15 protein-coding genes and 1 tRNA gene are annotated in these 17,205 nt (G+C 66.1%); 6 read left to right on the top strand and 10 right to left on the bottom strand.

Annotation, left to right across the window (positions count from 1 at the left end; all coding sequences use genetic code 11):
* Positions 1-67: 67 nt before the first annotated feature.
* The 4 genes from FJ973_RS01580 to FJ973_RS01595 all read left to right on the top strand — a co-directional run bounded on the left by FJ973_RS01580 (position 68) and on the right by FJ973_RS01595 (position 4,190).
* Positions 68-1,078, top strand: coding sequence for a glycosyltransferase (locus tag FJ973_RS01580; protein WP_140514184.1), 1,011 nt, complete (start codon positions 68-70; stop codon positions 1,076-1,078).
* Between the two features lie 4 nt (positions 1,079-1,082).
* The gene (locus FJ973_RS01585; RefSeq protein ID WP_140514183.1) at positions 1,083-1,457 is read left to right on the top strand and encodes a GtrA family protein; all 375 of its coding nucleotides are present in this window, start codon (positions 1,083-1,085) and stop codon (positions 1,455-1,457) included.
* 73 nt (positions 1,458-1,530) lie between these two features.
* Positions 1,531-2,472, top strand: a complete 942-nt coding sequence (gene gshB, locus FJ973_RS01590; protein WP_140554682.1) for a glutathione synthase — start codon at positions 1,531-1,533, stop codon at positions 2,470-2,472.
* Positions 2,473-2,657: 185 nt separating this feature from the next.
* Positions 2,658-4,190: a YifB family Mg chelatase-like AAA ATPase gene (locus FJ973_RS01595; RefSeq protein WP_140514180.1), complete on the top strand. Its 1,533-nt coding sequence runs from the start codon at positions 2,658-2,660 to the stop codon at positions 4,188-4,190.
* Positions 4,191-4,245: 55 nt separating this feature from the next.
* Here the strand turns inward: FJ973_RS01595 and FJ973_RS01600 are convergent, their stop codons facing one another.
* From FJ973_RS01600 to FJ973_RS01640, 8 genes are all read right to left on the bottom strand, one after another.
* Complete coding sequence (locus FJ973_RS01600; RefSeq protein WP_140554683.1) at positions 4,246-6,417, bottom strand: malate synthase G; 2,172 nt, start codon at positions 6,415-6,417, stop codon at positions 4,246-4,248.
* Between the two features lie 326 nt (positions 6,418-6,743).
* Positions 6,744-8,786, bottom strand: a complete 2,043-nt coding sequence (locus FJ973_RS01610) for a hydantoinase/oxoprolinase family protein (RefSeq protein WP_140554684.1) — start codon at positions 8,784-8,786, stop codon at positions 6,744-6,746.
* A gap of 167 nt (positions 8,787-8,953) precedes the next feature.
* Positions 8,954-9,109, bottom strand: coding sequence for a DUF559 domain-containing protein (locus FJ973_RS01615; RefSeq protein ID WP_140491671.1), 156 nt, complete (start codon positions 9,107-9,109; stop codon positions 8,954-8,956).
* A gap of 116 nt (positions 9,110-9,225) precedes the next feature.
* On the bottom strand, positions 9,226-9,852 hold the full coding sequence (locus FJ973_RS01620; RefSeq protein WP_140514175.1) for a CDGSH iron-sulfur domain-containing protein: 627 nt from the start codon (positions 9,850-9,852) through the stop codon (positions 9,226-9,228).
* A 107-nt stretch (positions 9,853-9,959) separates the two neighbouring features.
* On the bottom strand, positions 9,960-10,331 hold the full coding sequence (locus tag FJ973_RS01625) for a hypothetical protein (protein WP_140554685.1): 372 nt from the start codon (positions 10,329-10,331) through the stop codon (positions 9,960-9,962).
* Positions 10,332-10,447: 116 nt separating this feature from the next.
* A complete protein-coding gene (locus FJ973_RS01630; protein WP_140554686.1) occupies positions 10,448-10,804 on the bottom strand; it encodes a hypothetical protein in 357 nt (118 codons plus the stop codon).
* Positions 10,805-10,852: 48 nt separating this feature from the next.
* Positions 10,853-12,337 carry an aspartate aminotransferase family protein gene (locus FJ973_RS01635; protein ID WP_140554687.1) on the bottom strand — a complete coding sequence of 495 codons (1,485 nt, stop codon included), beginning with the start codon at positions 12,335-12,337 and terminating at the stop codon, positions 10,853-10,855.
* A 12-nt stretch (positions 12,338-12,349) separates the two neighbouring features.
* A complete protein-coding gene (locus tag FJ973_RS01640) occupies positions 12,350-13,438 on the bottom strand; it encodes a pyridoxal-phosphate dependent enzyme (RefSeq protein ID WP_140554688.1) in 1,089 nt (362 codons plus the stop codon).
* Positions 13,439-13,669: 231 nt separating this feature from the next.
* Between FJ973_RS01640 and FJ973_RS01645 the strand changes: the two genes are divergently transcribed.
* Together FJ973_RS01645 and FJ973_RS01650 are read left to right on the top strand one after the other, a co-directional pair.
* Complete coding sequence (locus tag FJ973_RS01645; protein ID WP_140554956.1) at positions 13,670-15,739, top strand: transcriptional regulator; 2,070 nt, start codon at positions 13,670-13,672, stop codon at positions 15,737-15,739.
* A 97-nt stretch (positions 15,740-15,836) separates the two neighbouring features.
* The gene (locus FJ973_RS01650; protein WP_181165187.1) at positions 15,837-16,013 is read left to right on the top strand and encodes a hypothetical protein; all 177 of its coding nucleotides are present in this window, start codon (positions 15,837-15,839) and stop codon (positions 16,011-16,013) included.
* A gap of 182 nt (positions 16,014-16,195) precedes the next feature.
* Here the strand turns inward: FJ973_RS01650 and FJ973_RS01655 are convergent.
* Together FJ973_RS01655 and FJ973_RS01665 are read right to left on the bottom strand one after the other, a co-directional pair.
* Positions 16,196-16,280, bottom strand: a tRNA-Leu gene (locus FJ973_RS01655).
* Positions 16,281-16,566: 286 nt separating this feature from the next.
* Complete coding sequence (locus FJ973_RS01665) at positions 16,567-17,187, bottom strand: 2,3-bisphosphoglycerate-dependent phosphoglycerate mutase (RefSeq protein WP_140491695.1); 621 nt, start codon at positions 17,185-17,187, stop codon at positions 16,567-16,569.
* Positions 17,188-17,205: the final 18 nt, after the last annotated feature.

Consider the following 17,205-nt stretch of genomic DNA (forward strand, 5'->3'; position numbering starts at 1 on the left):
AAACCGCCTGAACGCGCCTGACTTTCGGCGCGAACCGCGCGTGGCGGCGAGGCACCCGGAGAGGAAAATGCCGCAAGAGCTTCGCTACGAACCCGCCATCGCCGTGCTGCTGCCTTGCTACAACGAGGAATTGACGATCGCCGAGGTGGTGCGGCGCTTCCGCGAGACGCTGCCTTTGGCGACGGTCTATGTCTACGACAACAATTCGCGCGACCTGACCGCGCTCAGGGCCCGCGCCGCCGGCGCCATCGTGGTGCGCGAACCGCGCCAGGGCAAGGGCAATGTGGTGCGGCGCATGTTCGCCGACATCGACGCCGACATTTACCTGATGGCCGACGGCGACGGCACCTATGCGCCGGAAGACGCGCCGCAATTGATCAACACGCTTCTGACCGAGCGCTCCGACATGGCGGTGGGCACCCGGCGCGGCGTCACCGACGATGCCGGCAGGACCGGCCATGCCTTCGGCAACCGCGTCTTCAACAGCCTCTATAAAGGGCTGTTCGGCAGCGATTTCACCGACATCTTCTCGGGCTACCGCGTCTTCACCCGGCGCTTCGTCAAGAGCTTCCCGGCCGTCTCCGGCGGCTTCGAGATCGAGACCGAAATGTCGGTGCATGCCTCGCAGCTCAAATTGCCCGTCAGCGAGATCGCGCTCGATTACGGCAAGCGGCCGGACGGCTCGTCGTCGAAGCTTTCGACGTTTCGCGACGGCGCCAGGATCCTTTGGATGTTCGCCATGCTGATGAAGGAAACGCAACCGCTGCGTTTCTTCGGCGCCTTCGCCCTGGTCTTCCTGGCGTCGAGCCTGTTCCTGATGGCGCCGGTGCTGGTCGAATTCGCCGAGACCGGGCTGGTGCCGCGCATGCCGACATGGGTGCTGTCGGTCGGCCTGCTCTTGCTCTCGATGCTGGCTGGTGTGACTGGGGTGATCCTCGATTCGGTGTCGCGCGGCCGCGCCGAACAGAAGCGCATCTTCTACCTGTCGATGCCTTCGGGCCGCATAGAGCGGCGCGAGCGCGCCAGCGAGCCGACTGCCGCGAAGGCCGGCCCAGGCAAGACGCCTCGCGCCGCATGAAGCGGTGAGCCGTCTTATCCGCTTCCTCTTTGCCGGCGGCATCGGCTTCGTCGCCGACGCGGCCGCCCTCTGGCTGCTGCTTGCCGTCACGCCGCTCGGCCCTTTCAGCGCCCGCATGCTGTCCATCGGCTTTGCACTCTGCGTCACCTGGCAGATAAACCGGCATCTGACCTTCTCGCCGTCGAGCCGCGGCTTGGTGCGGGAAGGTGCCCGCTATGGCAGCATCGGCATAGCCACCAGCATCGCCAACTATCTGGTCTACTGCGCCATCCTTGTCGTCCTGCCGACAACCCCGCCATTGGCCGCCCTTGCTTTCGCTTCGCTGGCCGCCATGGCGCTGTCCTTTCTCGGCTATTCCAGGCTGGTCTTCGACCGCTAGAGGCGTGGCCCGATTGGCAGAAGGCGCCGGGACCCTTATATCGCTCTCTCATCGACCGTGCTGGGGACCTGCCATGAAGCTGAAAATCGCCGTCCAGATGGACCACATCTCCACCGTGTCGATCGCCGGAGACACTTCGTTCGCGCTGTCGCTGGAGGCGCAGCGGCGCGGCCATCAGCTCTACCACTACACGCCCGACCGGCTGTCGCTGCGCGACGGCAAGGTGTTCGCCCGCATCGAGGAGATGCAGGTACGCGACGAGAAGGGCAGCCACTATTCGCTGGGGGAGAAGGTGCGAACCGACCTGTCGGAGATGGACGTGATCCTGCTGAGACAGGATCCGCCCTTCGACATGAACTACATCACCACCACGCACATACTGGTGCGCATCCACCCCAGGACGCTGGTGGTCAACGACCCGGCCTGGGTGCGCAACAGCCCGGAAAAGATCTTCGTCACCGAGTTTTCCGACCTGATGCCGGAAACGCTGATCACCAAGGATCCCCAGGAGGTCGCCGCCTTCCGCAAGGAATTCGGCGACATCATCGTCAAGCCGCTCTACGGCAATGGCGGCGCGGGCATCTTCCACCTGCTGGAGGCCGACCGCAACCTCGCCTCGCTGCTCGAAATGTTCGGCCAGTTGTTCCGTGAGCCCTACATCGTGCAGCGCTACCTGAAGGACGTGCGCAAGGGCGACAAGCGCATCATCCTGATCGACGGCGAACCGGTCGGAGCCATCAACCGGGTGCCGGCCGAGCACGATTCCCGCTCCAACATGCATGTCGGCGGCCGCGCCGAGAAGACCGAGCTGACCGAGCGCGAGCGCGAGATCTGCGCCCGCATCGGGCCGGCACTGAGGGAACGCGGCTTCATCCTCGTCGGCATCGACGTCATCGGCGACTACATGACCGAGATCAACGTGACCTCGCCGACCGGCGTGCGCGAAGTCAAACGCTTCGGCGGCGCCGACATCGCCAGCCTGTTCTGGGACGCGGTGGAGGCCAAGCGGAAATAGCCGTTTTCATTTTGTATTAACCATGTTCCGTTTTTGCAACCGGAGACAATCGCGCCGCAACTTAAGCGATTGCGTGTTCCTGTAATGTTCTTGATTTAGCCGAGGAACTGTGATTGTCTCCGGCCCAGGCCCTTCGCGGCCTGATTGCAAAAGGCTTGGGGCAAGCCCAGATCCGGGGGCAAGACATGGTGGCGCGGGTTCGCACGGTTGCTTTCCAGGGCATCGAGGCCGTGCCGGTCGACGTGCAGGTGATGATCGCGCCCGGCAAGGTCAACATGCACATCGTTGGCCTGGCCGACAAAGCGGTGGCCGAAAGCCGCGAACGGGTGCAGGCGGCACTGCATGCTTCCGGCCTGTCGATGCCGTCCAAGAAGGTCACTGTCAACCTAGCGCCCGCCGACCTGCCCAAGGAGGGCAGCCACTACGATTTGCCGATCGCGCTCGGCCTGATGGCGGCGCTTGGCGCCATTCCGGGCGACATGCTGGCCGGCTATGTCGTGCTTGGCGAACTATCGCTCGACGGCACTATCGCCGCCGTCGCCGGCGCCTTGCCGGCCGCGATTGGGGCCAATTCTGAAGGCAAGGGCCTGATCTGCCCCTTCGCCTGCGGCCCGGAAGCCGCCTGGGCCGGCAAGGACTTTGACATACTCGCGCCGCGCAGCCTGATTGCCATCGCCAATCATTTCCGCGGCACGCAGGTGCTGTCCCGGCCGGAGGCCGGCATCCATGCCGCGGCGCGCGACCTGCCCGATCTTGCCGATATCAAGGGCCAGGAAACCGCCAAACGAGCGCTGGAGGTGGCGGCGGCCGGTGGGCACAACCTGCTGATGGTCGGCCCGCCCGGATCGGGAAAATCGATGCTGGCGCAGCGGCTGCCGTCGATCCTACCGCCGCTGGCGCCGAAGGAACTGCTCGAAGTGTCGATGATCGCCTCCGTCGCCGGCGAGCTCGGCGAAGGCAAGCTGACCGACCGGCGGCCGTTCCGCGCGCCGCACCATTCGGCCTCGATGGCGGCGATGGTCGGCGGCGGCATCCGGGCGCGGCCGGGCGAAGTGTCGCTTGCGCACCACGGCGTGCTGTTCCTCGACGAATTTCCCGAATTCACGCCGCAGACGCTCGATGCGCTCCGCCAGCCGCTCGAGACCGGTGACTGCATGATCGCGCGCGCCAACCACCGCGTCACCTATCCGGCGCGCATCCAGCTTGTGGCGGCGATGAACCCGTGCCGCTGCGGCATGGCCGGCGAGCCCGGCTATCGCTGCCTGCGCGGCGAACGCTGCCGCACCGACTACCAGGCGCGCATCTCGGGACCGCTGCTCGACCGCATCGACCTCAGGATCGAGGTGCCGGCGGTCTCGGCCAGCGACCTGATCCGGCCCGACCGGGCGGAGAAGAGCGCCGACGTGGCGCTGCGCGTGGCGCGTGCCCGCACCCTCCAGCGCGAGCGCTTCGAACGGCTCGGCGTCACCAGCGCCACCACAAACGCGCATTGCGCGCCGGCGGTCATCGAGGAGATCGCCATGCCCGACGCATCGGGCCTGTCGCTGCTCAAGGACGCCAGCGAAAAGCTCGGCTTCTCGGCGCGGGCCTATCACCGCGTGCTGAAGGTGGCGAGAACACTGGCCGATCTCGACGCCAGCGAGACCGTCGGCCGCATTCACTTGGCCGAAGCGATCTCCTACCGGATGAGTTCGGAGCGGGTGGCACAGGCGGCGTAGCGCGCTCTCGCTCGAGAGGAGGGGAACGGAACGCCGGCGGCTCCAAATCTCCGGTTCAGGCCGCTCCCTTCGCCTTCAGTTCCAATCTCCGCGCGTGCAGCACCGGCTCGGTGTAGCCGTTGGGCTGGATGCGGCCCTTGAAGACGAGGTCGCAGGCGGCCTGGAAGGCGACGGAGCCGTCGAAATCGGCGGCCATCGGCTGGTAAAGCGGGTCGCCTTGGTTCTGCTGGTCGACGATATCAGCCATGCGCCTCATCGTTTCCATCACCTGGTCGGCCGTGCAGACGCCATGGTGCAGCCAGTTGGCGATGTGCTGCGAGGAGATGCGCAGCGTGGCGCGGTCCTCCATCAGGCCGACATCGTTGATATCTGGCACTTTCGAGCAGCCGACGCCCTGGTCGATCCAGCGCACGACATAGCCCAGAATGCCTTGCGCATTGTTGTCGAGTTCCGCCTGGATGTCGGCCGGAGACCAGTTGGGCCGCACCGCGACCGGCACCGACAGGATGTCGTCGAGCTTGGCCTTCGGCCGGCTCTTCAGCGCCGCCTGGACGGCGTGGACATCGACCTTGTGATAGTGGGTGGCGTGCAGCGTCGCCGCGGTCGGCGAAGGCACCCAGGCGGTGTTGGCGCCGGCCCTGGGGTGGGCGATCTTCTCGGTGAGCATCGCCGCCATCAAATCGGGCATCGCCCACATGCCCTTGCCGATCTGGGCATGGCCGGCAAGCCCGCATTCCAGCCCGGTGTCGACATTCCAGGCCTCGTAGGCGGAAATCCAGGCGGCCTGCTTCATGTCGCCCTTGCGGATCATCGGGCCGGCTTCCATCGAGGTGTGGATCTCGTCGCCGGTGCGGTCGAGGAAGCCGGTGTTGATGAACACGACGCGCTCTTTGGCGGCGCGGATCGCCTCCTTGAGGTTGACGGTGGTGCGCCGCTCCTCGTCCATGATGCCCATCTTGATGGTATTCTGGTCCATACCGAGCAGGGCCTCGACGCGATCGAAGATCTCGACGGCGAAGGCGACTTCCTCGGGCCCATGCATCTTGGGTTTCACGACATACATCGAGCCCGCGCGGGAATTGGCGCGGCGGCCGTTCGGCCCGACATCGTGCAGCGCGATCAGCGCGGTCATCGCCGTGTCCATGATGCCTTCCGGCACCTCGTTGCCGTCGCGGTCCGTTATCGCCGGATTGGTCATGAGGTGGCCGACATTCCTGACCAGCATCAGCGAGCGGCCGGGCAGCGTCACCGTGCCACCATTGGGCGAGGTATAGGACCGATCGGGGTTGAGCTTGCGGACAAAGGTCCGGCCGCCCTTGGTGATCTCTTCGGCCAGGTCGCCCTTCATCAGGCCGAGCCAGTTGCGGTACACGACGACCTTGTCCTGCGCATCCACCGCCGCGACCGAATCCTCGCAGTCCTGGATGGTGGTCAGCGCCGATTCCAGGATGATGTCGGCGATGCCGGCCGGATCGGTGCGGCCGATCTGGTTGTCGCGGTCGATCAATATCTCGATATGCAGGCCGTTGCTGACCAGCAGCACGGCTTGCGGGTTGGCGGCATCGCCGCGATAGGCGACGAACTGCCTGACATCGGCAAGGGTGGTCGAGCCGGCGCCGGCGCTGAGCCGCAGCGCGCCATTGGCCAGCGAAAGGCCGTTGACGCCGGCCCATTTGCCCGATGTGAGCGGCACCGACTGGTCGAGAAAGTCCTTGGCCCAGGCGACGACTTTCGCACCACGCGCGGGGTTGAAGCCGTTGCCCTTCCCGGCGCCGTCTGTCTCGGGAATCGCGTCGGTGCCGTAAAGCGCATCATAGAGCGAGCCCCAGCGCGCATTGGCGGCGTTGAGCGCATAGCGCGCATTCATCACCGGCACCACAAGCTGCGGCCCGGCGACGACGGCGATCTCGGGATCGACCTTTTCGGTCGTCACCGAGAAGACCGGGCCTTCGGGGACGAGATAGCCGATCTCCTTCAGGAAGGTTTTGTAGGCTTCCATGTCGACCGGCGCGCCATTGGCGCGATACCAGTCATCGAGCTTTTCCTGGATAGCGTCGCGCTTTGCCAGCAGTGCCCGGTTCTTCGGCGCGAGGTCGTGGACGATGGCCGAAAAGCCGTTCCAGAATTTGTCCGGGTCGATGCCGGTGCCCGGAGCGGCCTCGTTGACAACGAAGTCATGAAGTTCGCGGGCGATCCGCAATCCGGCGATTTCGACGCGATCGGTCATCAGGCTACTCCAGATGAAAGGCTTTCGCGGGCCTTTGGCATGTTGGGAGTGCAGGGTCAATTCAGCTTAGGGTGAAGGCAAGGCAGGTAGGCGCGGTTTTTAGGCTTGGTGCCGGCGGCGACGCTGCCAATCTCCCCCCAAGTGGGGGAGATGCCCGGCAGGGCAGAGGGGGGCGCGAAGGAATGCCGACCTCGGCAAGTTTCGGTATTTCGTGCAGTCGGTCGACGTCGAGTATGAGCGGGCGCTGCTCCGAGACGCTGGCGGGACAGCGCCCCCCTCTGGCCTGCCGGCCATCTCCCCCACAAGGGGGGAGATTACACCCTCCATCACACCGCGATCCGTGGCCTGCCCGAAGCCACCGCCACCACATGCGCCTCGATGAACATACGCTGGGCTTCGACGGTGGAGACGCGGAATTCGGTCGCGACGTCGATCTCGGCGCTGTCGGTGCCGGCATCCCTGGCGCGCTCCGCGACGATGGCGCGCACATCGGCCTCGGCGGCCGCGATCGCCGCCGCCTCGTCGAGGAAATCGCGCACGGTTTCGCCCGAGGCAAGACGGAACAGACCTTCCTTGGGCTGGCTGACGCGCGCCTCCGCCGATACCCGGACCTGGCCGACAACGGCGCCGAGCGCGTTGGCGACATCGGTGTCATCAGGCACCACGCAGTCATTGCCGACCAATGGCGGGAGTCCGGCATAGTGCAGCGGCGCCGAGGCGCCGAGGCCGATCACCGGCCGGTCGAGGGCGACGCTCAGGCGCGCAATGCCGGGATGCGCGTCGACGGCGCGCTGCACCAGCGCATGCGCAACGGTGGCCGCGCCGTCGAGCCCGTCCTCGGCGAAGGCGGTTTGAAGGATATATTCGGCCGACCAGCGCGTCAGCGCCGCCAGCACGCGCTCCGAAATCGCCTCGGGAGAGGCCGCGATCGCCTGGCCGCGGCCGTCGCGCTTGCGGGCAAACAGCTCTGCGCCGAGGCGGGCGGCCGCGGCATCCCAGTTCGCCTGCTTGCCAAGCACATGCGCCGCATCCGACGGCGTGAAACCTGAAATGTGCACCAGCCCGCGCGACACCAGGCGGTTCAGGGTAGCGCTCTGGGCATTCGAGGTCAAAAGCCTGTCGAGGGGCAAGGGCATTGCGCCGATCGCTTCATAGAGCCTTGCTTCCGGAGCCGTCAGCCCGGCGGCAAGACGGTCGGGCACGCCGGTGCGCACCGCGAAACGGCCGTCCATGCGGCCGGTGTTCGGCGCGCGCAGCTGGCGCTCGAGTTCCGCCAGAACGGCCTCGCGATGCACCATGCCGGCCAGCGCCAGTGGCACCAGCCGGCGCGGTCCAAGCAGGAGCCTGGGGTTGAGAGCGCCGTCTTCCAACGCTACTTCGGAATCGCCGCCGAGGCCGAAGGTGCGCATGGCGACGGCCTCGACCATGGTGCGGAAGCCGCCGACGGTGGCGCCTTCCGGATCGAGCCGCGGCCGTCCCTTGTCGAGCACCGCAACGTCGGTGGTGGTGCCGCCGATGTCGGAAACCACCGCGTTTTCCAATCCGGTCATGTGGTGCGCGCCGACCAGGCTGGCGGCCGGGCCGGAGAGAATGGTCTCGATCGGCCGCTGGCGGGCGAACGCCGCCGACACCAGCGCACCGTCGCCGCGCACCACCATCAGGGGCGCGGCGATGCCGCGCGCCTCGAGAAAGCCTTCGGTCGCCGCCACCAGCCGGTCGATCATCGAGATCAGCCGGGCGTTGAGCAGCGTCGTCAGCGCCCGGCGCGGGCCGCCGAGCTTGGCCGACAATTCATGGCTCGCGGTGACCGGCAGGCCGGTTTTCTCCCGGATCAGCTCGCGGGCGGCGATCTCGTGCGCCGGGTTGCGGGTGGCGAAATAGGCGCAGACGGCAAAGCCCGAGACCGAGCCGCCGAGTCCGGGCAGCGCCGCCTCGAGCCCGGACAGGTCGAGCTTGGCGGTATTGCCGTGCACATCATGACCGCCAGGGCAGAACACGACCGGATCGGTGCCCAATGCCGCCTTCAGCCCATCGCGGGCAAGGTCCGCCTCGGAAAAGCCGATCATCACCAGCGCGACGCGGCCGCCCTGGCCCTCGACCAGCGCGTTGGTGGCAAGCGTCGTCGACATGGAGACAAGCTTGATGGCGGCCGGATCGGTGACCGCTTTTTCCAGAACCGCGTCGACGGCGCCGGAAATGCCGACGGCGAGATCGTGCCTGGTGGTCAGAGCCTTGGCCTTGGCCAGCACCTTTCCCTTGTTCGGCCCGCTCTGCGGGCCTTCGGTTTCGGACCACAGCACGGCATCGGTATAGGTGCCGCCGGTGTCGATGCCGAGGAAAAGAGGTTTTGGCTTGGTCTTGGTGGTCATTTTTTAGCAGGTCCGGACGAGCAGATTTCTCTGACCCAGCCCTTAGCCGATACGGACGGGCTGATAAAGCAGCGAGCGCTGGGCCACGGGAAGAGTTCGATCTCCCCCCTCGTGGGGGAGATGGCCGGCAGGCCAGAGGGGGGCGCTGTCCCGCCTACCTTCTGCGGTTACGGCCCCTCCAGCGGATTGGTCGACGACGCATCTGCAAGCCCGACCGTATTCACAATGCGCTGGCAGACGTTGTCGATGTTGCGGACGACATCGTCATTCCAGAAGCGCAGGACGTTTGCGCGATACGTTGGAGACAATAGGGTATGAGGCATTGTGATGCTCGGTGCCCGGTGGCTATTGCGGTTCGCGCTCTACGGCGCCCCCCTCTGTCCTGCCGGACATCTCCCCCACGAGGGGGGAGATTGGCAGCTTCAATGGCAGGGTCAACCTACCCCACGAACCCAACCTTTTTATGCGACCCATCGCAATACGGCTTGTTCGCCGAATGGCCGCAGCGGCACAGGAAGGCGCGTTGCGTTCGGTCGACCGTGTGGCCGGTGCCGGTGACGATTTCCATATTGCCTTCGAGCTTGAGCGGCCCGTCTTTCGTCGGCGTAACCTTGAGTGGCCCGTCGCGCGCGTCCAGCGCCGGCGTGTCCTTCAGCGCCGGCTCGCCGGTGGCGGCAAAACCTGATTTGTTGTGGCTGCCGTCGCAGAACGGCTTGTTCTGCGACGCGCCGCAGCGGCAGAGCGTGGCGCGGTGTAACGTCTCGCCGTCGAGCATAATCTCGGCGTGGACGGCCAGCGGGCCGTTTTCCCTGATGCGCACGGTGTTGACCACCGGCGGCCTTTCCTGCGGCCCGCCATCCTTCCTGACATAGGTAATGGCGCCTGACGGGCAGCTTTCGGCAATGGCGACGATCTTCTCGACGGTGGCCGCGTCGGGATGGATCCACTCTCCCGGCGCGTTCGGCACGAAGACATGCGGATCGCCCAGCACGCAATTGCGCGAATGGATGCAGCGCCGGCCGGCAAAGCCGACGTCTATCTTCTCGCCCTCGACCGGACCTGCCATCGCCTTGCTCCTGTTGCCTGACGCACGCCGCCTGGATGCGGCGTGCTTTGGGTGCTGTTCTTGCAGGCTATGCCCCAGGCAGGAAAAGCGTCAAGCTGGCAAGCCGGTCAGGGAACCAGTTCGATCTCCTCGGTCTCGCCGCCGCTGCAGGTATAGCAGCAATCGTCGCATTTTTCCTTGTCGCCGGGGCCGACGCCCCAATAGGTGCCTTCGTCGCCGTCGACCCAGGCGCCGTAGCAGATCGATTCGCCCTCGTCGCAAGAGACCGGCAGTTGCCTGGTCTCGCCGTCATCGAGGTAGAAATCCTTGCCGTTGCCCGGCCACGCATAGTCGCGGTCCTGGCTGTAGAGCTCGAGGCGCATGGCATTGGGATGGCTGTTCTTGATGGCGAAGGTGACGTCGCCGGCATGGGCCGACGGTACCAGCAGCATGGCAAGAGACAGCGCGGCCAGCGAGCGGCGCGCATGGGCGTAGAACATGATATCCCCCAAAAAATAAACGGCCCACCCGGCCGCCTTGCGGGCATTGCACGGGGCGAGCGATCGCTAAAGGGGTCGACCGCGACAATCCCGGACTAATTTTGGGGAGATTGGCGCTACTCGACCAGGTCGACGGTCTCGGTCGAATGGTCCACGCAGATGAAACAGCAATCGTCGCAGGGCCGGTCGTTGTCCGGGCCGACGCCGGCCGAGATGGCGTCATTGCCGTTGACCCACGCGCCGTAGCAGATGCGTTCGCCCTCATTGCACGAAATCGGCACCGATTTGCGTGAGCCGGGATCGATCAGGAACACCTTGTCGTCGCCCGGCCAGACCGTTTCGCGGTCGCGGCTGAACAGTTCGACCGCAACGGCCTGCCCGCGCTGGTTCTTGACGAAGAAAGCCATGTCGGCAGCCCCAGCCGAGGTGGTGAAAACCAATGCCGCGAGTGTGGCCGCGCGAAAGAGCGTCACGATTGGACCTTTCGAATCATGCCGGCAGACTCGCATGGCCGCCGCGAACTAGGAAGCCGCCTCCGCCGCGATCTGGCGTCCCAGCCGCAGCGTTTCCCGCACCAGCAGGTGAAGATCGTCGCGCCGGGTCCGGTGGTTGGTGATCGCCACGCGCAGGCAATGCTGGCCTTGCACCGTCGTGTCCGACAGTGCCGCAATGCCTTGTTCCTGCAAACGCAGCATGATCTCCGTGTTGAACCGCTTAAGCTCCTCGCCGGACGCCCCGGCAAGCCGATGCCGGAAGCAGACGATGTTGATCGTGGTCGGCGCCATCAGCACCAGCGACGGCTCGTCCTCGATCAATCCGGCGAGATAGGCCGCTTGCGCGATGTTCTGGTCGATCAGGCGGCCGAATTTGTCGACGCCATGCTCCTTCAGCGCCATCCATACTTTGAGCGCGCGAAAGCCGCGCGACGTCTGCAAACCATAGTCGTGCAGCCATTCGCCGGAGGCGAGACCACGCGGCGTCGATTCCAGATATTCGGGCGTCACGGCGAAGGTACGGCGATGCGCGAGGGCGTCCCTGACCAGGGCGCAGCCGGCCTCGAACGGCGCGTGCAGCCATTTGTGCGGATCGAGCGCGATCGAATCGGCCCATTCGATGCCGGCGACGCGATGGGCGTTCTGCGGAGCGATGGCGACCAGGGCGCCGATGCAGCCATCGACATGGAACCAGAGGTCTTCATCATGCGCCAGCTTGGCAAGCGCCCGCAGGTCGTCGATCGCTCCGGTGTTTACCGTGCCGGCATTGCCGATGACGCAGGCCGGTTTGAAGCCCGCCTGACGATCCTCGGCAATTGCCGCCCGCAAGGCGGCGATGTCGATGCGCAGCCCGGAATCGGTCGGTATTCGCCGCAAGGCCCGGTTGCCGAGGCCGAGCGCCTCCATGGCTTTGCGGTGACAGGAATGGAGTTGGTCCGAGCCGTAATAGCGCAGGGGCTTCTCGATGGCGGCAACGCCGTGCTCGCGCACGTCGATGCCGGCCTTGACGTTGCGCGCCACCGTCAGCCCGATCATGTTGGCCATCGAACCGCCGCTGACCAGCGTGCCGCTGGCCGAGACGGGAAACCCCAGCATTTGCTTGCACCAGTTGACGACCTGGCAGTCCATCAGCCCGGCGGCATGGTTACCGCCGCCGAGGTTGGAACCCTGGATCGCCGCCAGGAAATCGCCGAGCGCGCCGGTGAAGTTGCTCGAGCCCATGTACCAGGCCCAGAAGCGAGGATGGATGTTGCCCATCGGGTATGACATCACGGTGCGGGAGACCTCGCCATAGACGGCGGCCAGCCGCGCCGGCGTTCGCGGCAGGGGCGCGGCGAAGACCTCCCTCACGTCAGCCGGCACCTCCCGCCAGACCGGACGGTCGCGCACGGCGCGCAGATAGTCGACGGCATCGTCGATGACCCGGTGCGACAGGGCCTGCACATCGGCCCAGTCCAGGGGGTCAAGCGTCTCCTCGGCCACAATGCCAAGGGTTTCCTGCGCGACGTCCATGACAGCCTCCCGTCAAGCCGCCGGGAACTGGCAGCCGGGCGTCGAGCGCGACAGCGCCATCTCGTCGGCGTCCATCTCGGCATCGATGCCGTCGAACAGCGGCGTCGTCATGTAGCGTTCGCCGGTGTCGGGCAGCATGCACAGGATCACCGATCCGGCCGGCGCCTTCTCGGCGACCTGCCGCGCCACGGCGAAGGTGGCGCCGCCGGAAATGCCGGTGAAGATGCCTTCCTTCTGCGCCAACGCCTTGGCCCATTTGATGCCCTCGGGCCCGGCGATCGGCATCACCTCGTCATAGAGACCGGCATCGACCGCTTCCTGCAGCACGTTGGGGATGAAATCAGGCGTCCAGCCCTGGATCGGATGCGGCTCGAAGGCCGGGTGGCTGGCGGCGGGCGCCCCGTCGACACCGCGCTGCTGCGCCTTGCCGCTGCCGATGAGCTGGGCGTTGGCCGGCTCGGACAGGATGATACGGACATCCGGCCGCTCACGGCGCAGCACGCGCGCCACGCCGACCACGGTGCCGCCAGTGCCGTAGCCGGTGACGAAGCAATCGAGCCGCGAGCCGGCGAAATCATTGATGATCTCGCGCGCCGTCGTCGCCTCGTGGATGGCGGCGTTGGCCCTGGTTTCGAACTGTCGCGCCAGGAACCAGCCATTGGCCTCGGCCAGCTCCACGGCCTTCTTGTACATGCCGAACCCCTTTTCGGCGCGCGGCGTCAGCACCACCTTGGCACCCAGCATGCGCATCAGCTTGCGGCGCTCGACGGAAAAGCTGTCGGCCATGGTGACGACCAGCGGATAGGCTTTCTGCGCGCAGACCATGGCGAGCCCGATGCCGGTGTTGCCGCTGGTCGCCTCGACGATGGTCTGGCCCGGCTTCAACGCGCCGCTGCGCTCGCCCTCCTCGATGATGTTGAGCGCCAGCCGGTCCTTCACCGAGGCAGCCGGGTTGAAGAACTCGGCCTTGACGTAGATCGTCGCGTGGGCCGGGCCAAGATTGTTGATGCGGATGACCGGCGTGTCGCCGACCGTGTCCAAAATGCTGTCGAACAGGCGGCCGCGGCCGGCCGTGGTTCTGATTCTTGCTTGCTGCAACATATCTGTCTCCTCGTCTGTGTTGGTACCTTGCGGTCACGGGCCGGTTACAAACCGGCGGCTTGGGCGGCGAGGTTTCGAGACCTTGCCGCGCTAGGGTCGCTCGACGTGCCGGCAATGCGGCTGCCCGCATCCCGGCGCGCAACTCGCAACCGGGTGCGTTCATGCCGTGTTCGGTGATAAAACGAGGGCCGACCGGCCAACGTGGGAGGAAGCGTGGGAGCAAGCGTGGAAATGCACGTGGAATCCGCTCGACCGAGCCTGGATCGCGGCAAGCCCGCTCTTGCCGTGCGCCTGCTCGGGCCGTTTGCGGTCGTGCGCGATGGCGTGCGGGCCGAATTGCCGGCATCGCGCAAGCTGCGCGCGCTGCTTGCCTATCTGGCGCTGGCCCCGCATCCGGTGGGACGCGCTCGGCTGTGCGAGCTCTTGTGGGATGTTCCGAACGACCCCAGGGGCGAGTTGCGTTGGTGCCTCAGCAAGCTTCGCGCCGTCCTCGACGAGCCGGGGCACCGTCGGGTCGAGACACAGGACGACACGGTCGCATTGCGCCTCGACGGCTGTTTCGTCGACGCGCTAGAGGTTAGCGCCGCCGCCGCGCAAGGGATCGCCTCGCTCGACGCCGAGCGCCTTCGATCGCTGTCGGAGCTGTTCGCCGGCGACTTTCTCGACGGTCTGGAGCTCGACCGCAGTCCGTTTTTCGAGAGTTGGCTGATCGCGCAGCGCCGCCGCTTCCAGTCGTCTCACGCCGCCGTGCTGGAGCACCTTGTCGCGGCGGTTCCGCCCGGTTCGGAGGCGGCAGCAGCCGGTCTTGACCGGTGGGTGGAGCTGGCGCCGTTCGACGGCCGCGCGCATCTGGCGCTGCTCACGCATCTGGCCGGGCGCGGCGCCATCGGCGCGGCCGAGCAGCACCTGACGGCGACGGCGCAATTGTTCCAATCGGAAGGGCTCGACTTCGGACCGGTGCGCGCGGCCTGGCAGGCGCTGCGCGACAAGCCAGCGGAAGATCGGCCAGCGGAAGATCGGCCGTCGATAGATCGGCCGGCGGTAGATCGGCTTTCGGCGCAGCCCGCCGGCATCGCGGCATCGCCGCCGTCGCCCGCTCCGGCGGGCGTGGAGCCCAGCCACGCCTCGCTGGCGGTGATGCCGTTCGTCGAGACTGCCGGCCCTTGCGGCACGCGCGGCGGGATCGCCGACGGCCTGACCCATGACATCATCACGCGTCTGGCCAAGCTCAGGGATTTCTTCGTCATCGCGCGCGGCTCGGTCTTCGCGCTCGCCGAGAAAAACATCGCGCCGCAGGAAGCGGGGCGGCAGCTGAATGTGGACTATGTCGCCACCGGCACGGTGGGCACCGTGGCCGGCCGCGTCATCATCGCCGTCGAGCTCATCGAGGTTCGCACGGCCAGGATCGTCTGGGCCGAGAGCTTCGAGCGCCGGGCCGACGATCTCTTCGGCGTGCTCGACGATATCGGCAACGCGATCGTCTCGTCTATCTCGGCCGAGATCGAGACGGTCGAGCGCAACCGCGCCATGCTGAAGGCGCCCAACTCGCTCAACGCCTGGGAGGCCTATCACCGCGGCCTCTGGCACATGTATCGCTTCACCCAGCCGGAAAACGAGTTGGCGCAGCATTTCTTCAGCGTGGCGACGGCGCTCGACCCGACCTTCGCCCGCGCCCATGCCGGCCTGTCCTTCACCCATTGGCAAAGCGCTTTCCAGCGCTGGGGCGACCGCGACCACGAAAGCGCGCTAGCCTACGAGACAGCGGGGCACAGTCTCCTGGTTGACGAACAGAACCCTGCCGCGCACTGGGCGATGGGCCGGGCGCTGTGGCTGCGCGGCGAACAGGACGGATCGCTCTTCGAATTGGAACGGGCAGTGGAGCTCAGCCCCAATTTCGCGCTCGGCCACTATGCGCTGTCCTTCGTCCACTCGCAGTCAGGCGATCCGCAGGCGGCGATCGGCTCTTCCGACCATTCGCGCCATCTCAGCCCTTTCGACCCGCTGCTGTTCGGCATGCTGGGCGCGCGCGCCATGTCGCATGTGCGGCTCGGCCAGTTCGAGGAAGCGGCAGAATGGGCGCTGAAGGCGGCGGCGCGGCCCAATGCCCATGCCATCATCCTGGCGATCGCAGCACACTGCCTGGCGCTGGCCGGGCGGCTCGACGAGGCACGCAATTTCGCCGCCGCCCTTCGCAAGGCGCTGCCGGACTACCGCGCCGACGATTTCATCGGCACGTTCCGTTTCGAGGCGGACGCGGAGGCATTGTTCCGGCAAGGCGCAAAGCGGATCGGATTGAACTGAACCAGCGCAATTCCCGCCGATTAACGATTTCGGAAGGGGTTGTTTAACCGTTCGTCGCTATGTCAGCGCCCGGGAGGGGCATGACAGAGAGTGTATGATGAGCGACAGCCCTGACAAGCGCAATGAATGGCGCGCCATTCTTTACGTGCAAGCCCGCGTGGCGGTCCTGTTCGTCCCGGTCGTCGCCAGCCTGCTGATCATCGCCGCACTTGCCGGCAACGACCGCAAATCCGTTCCCGCCGTCGACCGGACGGTGACAGGGTCCGTGCGATAAGGGCACGGTCATCGACAGCGCACGTTTCCCGCCGGGCGTGCGCATGATGTCGGGCAAATCCCTGCGGCTTTCTGTCGGCGGGAATGACCAGGCGATCGGTCGCACAGGCAACAAAAAAGCCCGGACGAGCCGGGCTTTTTCTGCGAGTCTCTGAACCGTCGAACGGTTCAGAGACGGGAATTTGGTGCCCAGAAGAGGACTCGAACCTCCACTCCTTGCGGAACACGGACCTGAACCGTGCGCGTCTACCAATTCCGCCATCTGGGCTGGTGCGGGCTCAATAAGCGGGCGAGCGGTGTGTGTCAACGCGGTTTTTTTTTCGAGGGCTGCCGCGCGCCGGCTCAGTTTCGGGCGTTGGCGCCGCCCCTCACCTGCCTGCCGGCATCCTCTCCCCGTATAGTGACGGGGAGAGGGGCGCTTTCATCAACGGTTTCGCCAATCACCAGCGTTGCGGCCAGCCCTTTCTCCCCGTCACTATACGGGGAGAAATGTCCGGCAGGACAATGAGGGGCGGCGCCGACTTTGACAATTTGGTGACCGGGACGCTTGCCGGTCAGCCCTCCAGCACTTCCTTCGACGCCACGGTGGAATCGGCGTTGAGCGTGTAGATGACCGGCACGCCGGTGCCGAGCTCCAGCTTGACGATCTCCTCGCCCGACTTGCCGTCCAGCGCCATGATCAGCGCACGCAGCGAATTTCCGTGGGCGGCGACCAGGACCGTGCCGCCGCGCAGCACATGCGGCTGGAGGTCGTGCAGGTAATAAGGCCAGACGCGGGCGCCGGTGTCCTTCAGGCTTTCGCCACCGGGGGGCGGCACGTCGTAGGAGCGGCGCCAGACATGCACCTGCTCCTCGCCCCATTTCTTGCGCGCGTCGTCCTTGTTGAGGCCGGAGAGGTCGCCATAGTCGCGCTCGTTCAGCGCCTGGTCGCGGACGGTTTCCAGGTCGCTCTGGCCGACGGCGTCAAGAATGTGCTGGCAGGTTTTTTGCGCCCGGACCAGCGCCGAGGTGAAGGCGATGTCGAACTTCAGGCCGCGTGCCTTGAGCTTCTGCCCGGCTGCCTTGGCCTCGGCGTGGCCCTGTTCGGTCAGGTCGACGTCACGCCAGCCGGTGAACAGGTTCTTCAAATTCCATTCGCTCTGGCCATGGCGCACGAGCACGAGGGTTCTCGACATTTTTGCTCCTCTGGGATC

The organism is Mesorhizobium sp. B2-1-3, from assembly GCF_006442495.1.
In the GTDB taxonomy this organism is placed as follows: Bacteria; Pseudomonadota; Alphaproteobacteria; order Rhizobiales; family Rhizobiaceae; genus Mesorhizobium.